This is a genomic window from Campylobacter sp. BCW_6460 (assembly GCF_001762705.1).
Classification (GTDB): domain Bacteria; phylum Campylobacterota; class Campylobacteria; order Campylobacterales; family Campylobacteraceae; genus Campylobacter_D; species Campylobacter_D jejuni.
The window spans coordinates 1,237-1,825 of record NZ_MJXI01000041.1 but is presented as its reverse complement, the minus strand read 5'-3'; the positions used below and the strand labels follow the sequence as shown (position 1 = coordinate 1,825).

The 589-nt window shown below is 30.6% G+C and carries 1 pseudogene; it reads left to right on the top strand.

Going from position 1 to position 589, the window contains the following annotated elements:
- Window positions 1-68: 68 nt before the first annotated feature.
- Window positions 69-589, top strand: a pseudogene (locus AJ881_RS08490) (hypothetical protein); the annotation flags it as partial.

Genomic DNA, 589 nt, shown 5'->3' with positions numbered 1-589 from the left:
ATTTTGTATTTTATATTATTTTTAAAAAATATAATATATAGAACAAATTATAAAGGGAGGAAATTCTTATGAAAAATATCACATTAACTAAAACACCTATAGGAGAGGGTAAAGAACCCTGTTTAAATTCTAAAAAGATAGTTTTATCTTTAGCTACTATTTCTTTCTTAGCGAGTTGTGCTAATGCTACACTTGCTCCTGAAATAAAAACTTATGATGAAGCAAATAAAAATACTAAAGCTAGATCAGCAAGTGTTTATCAGAATACTAATACGACTGTAAGTGGTTCAGAAACTAGCACAATCAACATTTCCGATCAAGGTCCACATACCATAATAATTCAATCAGGTGGAACTTTAGGTAGTATAGGTAATACTGGTAATATTATTTATGCTTCTACTAACAATGGCAATACTCTTACTCTTGCAAATCTTACCAATAATGGAACCATCAATGGTAAAGTAGCCATACAAAATAGCCAAGATAACCTCACAGGAACCATCACTGTCAATACCTTTGAAAATATAGGTCAAGTTAATGGTCAAATTTATATGGGAGTTTGGGGAAATAAAAACTCAGGAATTCTCAC